Raw genomic sequence first — 6,285 nt, forward strand, 5'->3', positions numbered from 1 at the left:
GCCGTCCGGTGCCGTCCACGCGTCCGTGGCGCCCTCGCGCGCGGCCCGCGGGCCGCCGTCCTCGGCGGGCGGCGGGGGGACCCGGCGGTGGCCCTCGCCGTCGGGGGCGGTGGGCAGGGCGTCGTCGTCCGCCGGGGCGTCCTCGGGGACCGTGAGGCGGAGGGTGGACTCGCCGAGGCGCAGGAGCGCGCCGGGGCGCAGCCGGACGGGGCGGTCGCCGACGGGGGCGCCGTCGAGGGTCGTGCCGTTGGTGGAGCCGAGGTCGGCGACGGTGACCCGGCCGTCCCGGGCGACGGTCACCGTGCAGTGGGCGCGGGAGACGTCCGGGTCGTCCAGCGGCACGTCCGCCTCGACGGAGCGGCCGATCCTGATCGCCCCGTCGTGCAGCAGGTGCACCCCGCCCGCGTCGGGGCCGGCGACCACGTGCAGCCGGGCGGCGGAGGAGGCCGTGGCGGCCAGGCCCGTCCGGTCGTCCGGGTCCGGGGTCTGGAGCGCGAGCACCGCGCCGTCCACGAGCGGCGGTTCGCCCAGGACGCAGCGGCGGGCGTCCAGCCGCTCCGCGCCCGCGTACAGCACGGGCGTGCCGGTGCCGGCGGTGTCGGGGCCGGTGACGGCGGCGGCGAGGTTCGAGGCCACGGCGGACAGCGCCGTGCCCGCGGGGGCCGTGACGAGCACGTCGCAGGCGCGCCCGGCGCCGTGGCCGGCGTGCGGCGCGAGGACGGTCAGCCGGATCTGCATCGCCGTCAGCGGTCCCTTCTGCGCGACATGCCCGGCAGGGGACCGCCCCGTGTCACCCCCCACCCGGCACGGACGCGTCGCCCGGTACAGGTCGGCACGGCGCGGGGGCTCCCGACCCCACCGATGCGACGTGCTGGAGGCATCCTCGCACCTGCCGCCGACAACCCGCCGCCGGGTCACCCAGAAGTGATCTTGAACGGTCGTCCGCGGCCCCCGGGGGTGACGCGAAAACGCCAGGTCGACTCCGGGCGCGGGGCCGGTGTGGCAACCATCCCGCCCGGGGGAGCGTCTTCTTCCGGACAAGTTGGGACGGAGTCGGGGTGGCATTCCGGCCGCGGTCGCCCGCGGGTCCCGAGGGCTCTCCGGTGGTCCGGCGGTTCGAACGCGTCAGCGGGAATCCGCCTGTGGACGACCGGGCTGTGACCCGTTCGGCGGCACTAGAGTGGGTCGGACACCCGGACGGGTCACAACAGAGAACAAGAGGACCTCCGGGGCCCGGCTCGGCACGCCGAGCGGCGCCGGCCACCCAGGACCACGATCAGCAGGGAGCGCGTGACGTGCGGCCAATCGGCAGCAAGTACCTGCTCGAGGAGCCGCTCGGCCGCGGCGCCACGGGCACCGTCTGGCGAGCCCGCCAGCGTGAGGCGGCGGGCGCCGAGGCGGCCGTGGCCGGCCAGCCCGGCGAGACCGTGGCGATCAAGGTCCTCAAGGAGGAGCTGGCCAACGACGCGGACATCGTGATGCGCTTCCTGCGCGAGCGGTCCGTGCTCCTCCGGCTCACCCATCCGAACATCGTGCGCACCCGCGACCTGGTCGTCGAGGGCGACGTCCTGGCCCTGGTCATGGACCTCGTCGAGGGCCCCGACCTGCACCGCTACCTCCGCGAGAGCGGCCCGCTGACCCCGGTCGCGGCCGCCCTGCTCACCGCGCAGATCGCCGACGCGCTCGCCGCCAGCCACGCCGACGGGGTGGTCCACCGCGACCTCAAGCCGGCCAACGTGCTGCTGGCCGAGCGGGACGGCGCCATGCACCCGATGCTGACCGACTTCGGCATCGCCCGCCTCGCCGACTCCCCGGGCCTCACCCGCACCCACGAGTTCGTCGGCACGCCCGCGTACGTGGCGCCGGAGTCCGCCGAGGGCCGCCCGCAGACCTCCGCCGTCGACATCTACGGCGCCGGCATCCTCCTGTACGAGCTGGTCACCGGCCGTCCGCCGTTCGCCGGCGGCTCCGCCCTCGAAGTCCTCCACATGCACCTCAGCGAGGAGCCCCGCCGCCCCTCCACGGTGCCCGCGCCGCTGTGGACGGTCATCGAGCGCTGCCTCAGCAAGAACCCGGACCTGCGCCCCAGCGCGGTCAACCTGGCGCGCGGCCTGCGCACGGTCGCCGCCGGCATCGGCGTCCACTCCTCGCCCGCCCAGATCGAGGCCGCCGAGGGCGTCGGCGCCCTCCTCGCGCCGGACCCCGACCCGGCGCAGGTCCCCGGGACGCCCGGTGCCGCGGACCCCACGCAGGTGCTGCCCGCCGTCGCCGGCGCCGCCGCGGCCGTCGACCCGGCCGCCGCCACCAGCGTGCTGCCCACCGGTGGTCCGGCCGGCTCCGCCGACCCCACCACGGTGCTGCCGACGGGCGGCCCCGGCGGAGCGGCCGACCCGACCGCCGTCATGCCCGCCATGCCGCCGAACCCGCCGGCCGAGGACCCGCACCCCTGGCAGACCCAGCTGCGCGCGGCCCGGGACCGCAACGAGCAGACCCAGGTGCAGTACCTGGACCCCACCGAGGACCCGCTGCGCCGCCGCCCCGCGCGCCGCCCGCAGCAGCCGCCGTACCAGCAGGGCCCCCCGCCGCAGCAGTACCAGCAGCAGCCGCCGCCCTACCAGCAGCAGCCGCCGCCGTACCAGCAGCAGCAGCGCCCGGCGCCCCAGCGGCCCGCCCCGCAGCCGTACCAGCAGCAGCCCCCGCAGCAGCAGTACGCGCCCCCGCAGCCCCCGCAGCAGCAGTACGCGCCGCCGCAGCAGCCGCAGCCCCAGCCGCCCGCCCCGCGCGAGCCCCGTCGGCGCAGCGCCAACCCGGTGCGGATCCCCGGCCTCGGCTGCCTCAAGGGCTGCCTGGTCATGATCGTCCTCTTCGTGGTGGCCGGCTGGCTGGTCTGGGAGCTCACCCCGCTCCAGGACTGGATCGCCCAGGGCAAGGGCTACTGGGAGGCCATCGGCGACGGCATCTCCACCGTCACCGACTGGATCTCCAGCATCGGCGAGGCCACCGGATCCGGCGGTACCGGCCAGTAGCCGCGGCCGCCCCGAGGGCAGTGCGACCGCGTTCCGGCGGTCGTACTGCCGATTTATCGACTTCCGAGGGGTGATTTCGCTCCGGAAGTGACGTCCGGCGGCCGGGGACGCGTAACTTTGACGCGAACCGCAGCCGCTGAGGGAGCAGTCTTGGCACGGAACATCGGCAGCCGCTACACCGCCCACCAGATCCTCGGGCGGGGCAGCGCCGGAACGGTGTGGCTCGGCGAGGGACCCGAAGGGCCCGTCGCCGTCAAACTGCTGCGCGAGGACCTGGCCTCCGACCAGGAACTCGTCGGCCGCTTCGTGCGGGAGCGCACGGCCCTGCTCGGGCTCGACCACCCGCGCGTTGTCAAGGTCCGCGACCTCGTCGTCGACGGCAACGACCTCGCCCTGGTGATGGACCTGGTCCGCGGCACCGACCTGCGCACCCGCCTCGACCGCGAGCGCCGGCTCGCCCCCGAGGCCGCCGTCGCGATCATCCGCGACGTCGCCGAGGGCCTGGCCGCCGCCCACGCGGCGGGCGTCGTGCACCGGGACGTGAAGCCGGAGAACATCCTCCTCGACATGGAGGGCCCCCTCGGCCCCGGCGGCGCCCACCCCGCGCTCCTCACCGACTTCGGCGTCGCCAAGCTCATCGACACCCCCGGCCGCACCAAGGCCACCCGGATCATCGGCACCCCCGACTACCTCGCCCCCGAGATCGTCGAGGGCCTGCCGCCCCGCGCCGCCGTCGACATCTACGCCCTCGCCACCGTCCTGTACGAGCTGCTCGCCGGCTTCACGCCGTTCGGCGGCGGCCACCCCGGCGCCGTCCTGCGCCGCCACGTCACCGAGACGGTCGTCCCGCTCCCCGGCATCCCCGAGGAGCTGTGGCAGCTGCTCGTCCAGTGCCTCGCCAAGGCGCCCGCCTCCCGGCTGCGCGCCTCCGAGCTGGCCGCCCGCCTCGCCGACGTCCTGCCGCTGCTCAAGGGCATCCCGCCGCTGGACGTGGACGAGCCGGACGCCGAGCCCGCCGCGTCCCCGGAGCCGTACGAGGACCCGGCCCACGCCACCCCGACCGGCGCGGCCGGCGAGACCGCCCGCCGCCGGGCCCTCGTGCCGCTGGTGCCTGGCGCCTTCGCGGACTCCCACCGCGACACCCACACCTCCATGCGGGTGCCCGGCCCGGACGAGCTGCCCGGCGGGCCGCACGGCACCGCCCGGGCCCCGCGCCCGGCCGGGGCCCGGCGCCCCGGCTCGGCCCGGAACAAGGCCGGGGCGGTCCGCAAGCGCCGGATCGTCCTCGGCAGCGCCGCCGCCGAGGCGGCGGGCGTTCTGGGCGTCGGCGGCTATCTGGCCGTCGCCGGCGACGGCGGGACGACGCCCCAGGACTCCCGCCCCTCCTCGGCGCCGGCGCAGCCGTAGGGCCCGGCCGTCCCCGGGGCGGGGCGGCCGCGGGACCCGGTCTTCCACAGGCCGGGCGGCCGTAGGTTCGGCTCCCGGCCCGGAGCCGTTACGCTGGACGCGTGGCAGTCGTCGATGTATCCGAAGAGCTGAAGTCCCTCTCCTCGACCATGGGGTCGATCGAGGCCGTCCTGGACCTCGACAAGCTGAGGGCAGACATCGCCGTGCTCGAAGAGCAGGCCGCGGCCCCGTCCCTCTGGGACGACCCGGAGGCGGCGCAGAAGATCACCAGCAAGCTTTCCCACCTCCAGGCCGAGGTCCGCAAGGCCGAGGCGCTGCGCGGTCGCATCGACGACCTCGGGGTGCTCTTCGACCTCGCCGAGGAGATGGACGACGCGGACACCCGCGCCGAGGCGGAGACCGAGCTGACCGCCGTGCGCAAGGCGCTCGACGAGATGGAGGTCCGCACCCTCCTCTCCGGCGAGTACGACGAGCGCGAGGCGCTGGTCAACATCCGCGCCGAGGCCGGAGGCGTCGACGCCTCCGACTTCGCCGAGCGCCTCCAGCGCATGTACCTGCGCTGGGCCGAGCGCCACGGCTACTCCACGGAGATCTACGAGACCTCGTACGCGGAGGAGGCCGGCATCAAGTCGACCACCTTCGTCGTCAAGGCCCCGTACGCCTACGGCACCCTCTCCGTCGAGCAGGGCACCCACCGCCTGGTGCGCATCTCGCCCTTCGACAACCAGGGCCGCCGCCAGACCTCCTTCGCGGGCGTCGAGATCCTCCCCGTCGTCGAGTCCTCGGACCACGTGGAGATCGAGGAGTCCGACCTCCGCGTCGACGTCTACCGCGCCTCCGGCCCCGGCGGCCAGGGCGTCAACACCACCGACTCGGCCGTGCGCATCACGCACCTCCCGACCGGCATCGTGGTCTCCTGCCAGAACGAGCGCTCGCAGATCCAGAACAAGGCGAGCGCCATGAACGTCCTCCAGGCCAAGCTCCTGGAGCGTCAGCGGCAGGAGGAGCGGGCCAAGATGGACGCCCTCAAGGACAGCGGCAGCTCCTGGGGCAACCAGATGCGCTCCTACGTCCTCCACCCGTACCAGATGGTCAAGGACCTCCGGACGGAGTTCGAGGTCGGCAACCCGCAGTCCGTCCTGGACGGCGAGATCGACGGCTTCCTGGAGGCCGGCATCCGCTGGCGCAAGCAGCAGGAGCAGACGAAGTAATCGTCCGGCAGCGCTCTTTCGGGCCCCGCACCTCGTGGTGCGGGGCCCGACGCGTTCGCCGGTGCAAGCGGTTCCCGGGCGACCGGGGTGCTTTGTCGACAAGGGAACTGCCGTGTCAGGGCCCGTAGTTCCGGGTTTACGTCACAGTTGCATCGTCACATGTGGGCCAACTGGTGATCTTTCGGGCATCGCACGCGCAACGGCCTTGACGCTTCATCGGAAACTCGGAAGGGTGGCTGGATGGCATGCGCATATCTGGGGCGCGTGTGAACGGGGGCAGGTCCAGTAACCATGACGCTTCCCGTGCCCGGGGCCCCTGGCGCTGCCCCATGACGAGATGAAGCTACTGGGGGTAGCAACCAGATGACCAACAAGACGCGAGTCCGCCTGGCGCGAGTCGCGGCCGGTGCCGTGATCATCGCCGGTGCGTCCCTGACCGCGGCCGGTGCCGCCCAGGCCGTCGGTGGCCACGACGACGCCCTGGTGAACGTCACCATCCAGAACGAGAACGACGACCCGCCGTGCGAGGTCGACCCGCTCGGCTGCGGCGAGGACGGCGGCGCGGCCGACGGCGGCGCTGACGGTGGCGCGGCCGATGGTGGCGCTGACGGTGGTGCGGCTGACGGCGGTGCCGAAGCAGG

4 protein-coding genes and 1 pseudogene are annotated in these 6,285 nt (G+C 74.7%); 4 read left to right on the top strand and 1 reads right to left on the bottom strand.

What is annotated here, in order from left to right:
• A partial coding sequence (locus tag IE321_RS06305) for an FHA domain-containing protein (protein WP_190222072.1) occupies positions 1-738 on the bottom strand: 738 nt, incomplete at its 3' end.
• Positions 739-1,295: 557 nt separating this feature from the next.
• Between IE321_RS06305 and IE321_RS06310 the strand changes: the two genes are divergently transcribed.
• From IE321_RS06310 to IE321_RS41820, 4 genes and pseudogenes are all read left to right on the top strand, one after another.
• Positions 1,296-3,026, top strand: coding sequence for a serine/threonine-protein kinase (locus tag IE321_RS06310; protein WP_190222073.1), 1,731 nt, complete (start codon positions 1,296-1,298; stop codon positions 3,024-3,026).
• A 150-nt stretch (positions 3,027-3,176) separates the two neighbouring features.
• Positions 3,177-4,433 carry a serine/threonine-protein kinase gene (locus IE321_RS06315; protein WP_190222074.1) on the top strand — a complete coding sequence of 419 codons (1,257 nt, stop codon included), beginning with the start codon at positions 3,177-3,179 and terminating at the stop codon, positions 4,431-4,433.
• A gap of 101 nt (positions 4,434-4,534) precedes the next feature.
• Positions 4,535-5,644, top strand: coding sequence for a peptide chain release factor 2 (prfB, locus tag IE321_RS06320; RefSeq protein WP_043227492.1), 1,110 nt, complete (start codon positions 4,535-4,537; stop codon positions 5,642-5,644).
• A 363-nt stretch (positions 5,645-6,007) separates the two neighbouring features.
• Positions 6,008-6,285, top strand: a pseudogene (locus tag IE321_RS41820) (hypothetical protein); the annotation flags it as partial.

Origin of the sequence: Streptomyces hydrogenans, assembly GCF_014656075.1 — a bacterium.
In the GTDB taxonomy this organism is placed as follows: Bacteria; Actinomycetota; Actinomycetes; order Streptomycetales; family Streptomycetaceae; genus Streptomyces; species Streptomyces hydrogenans.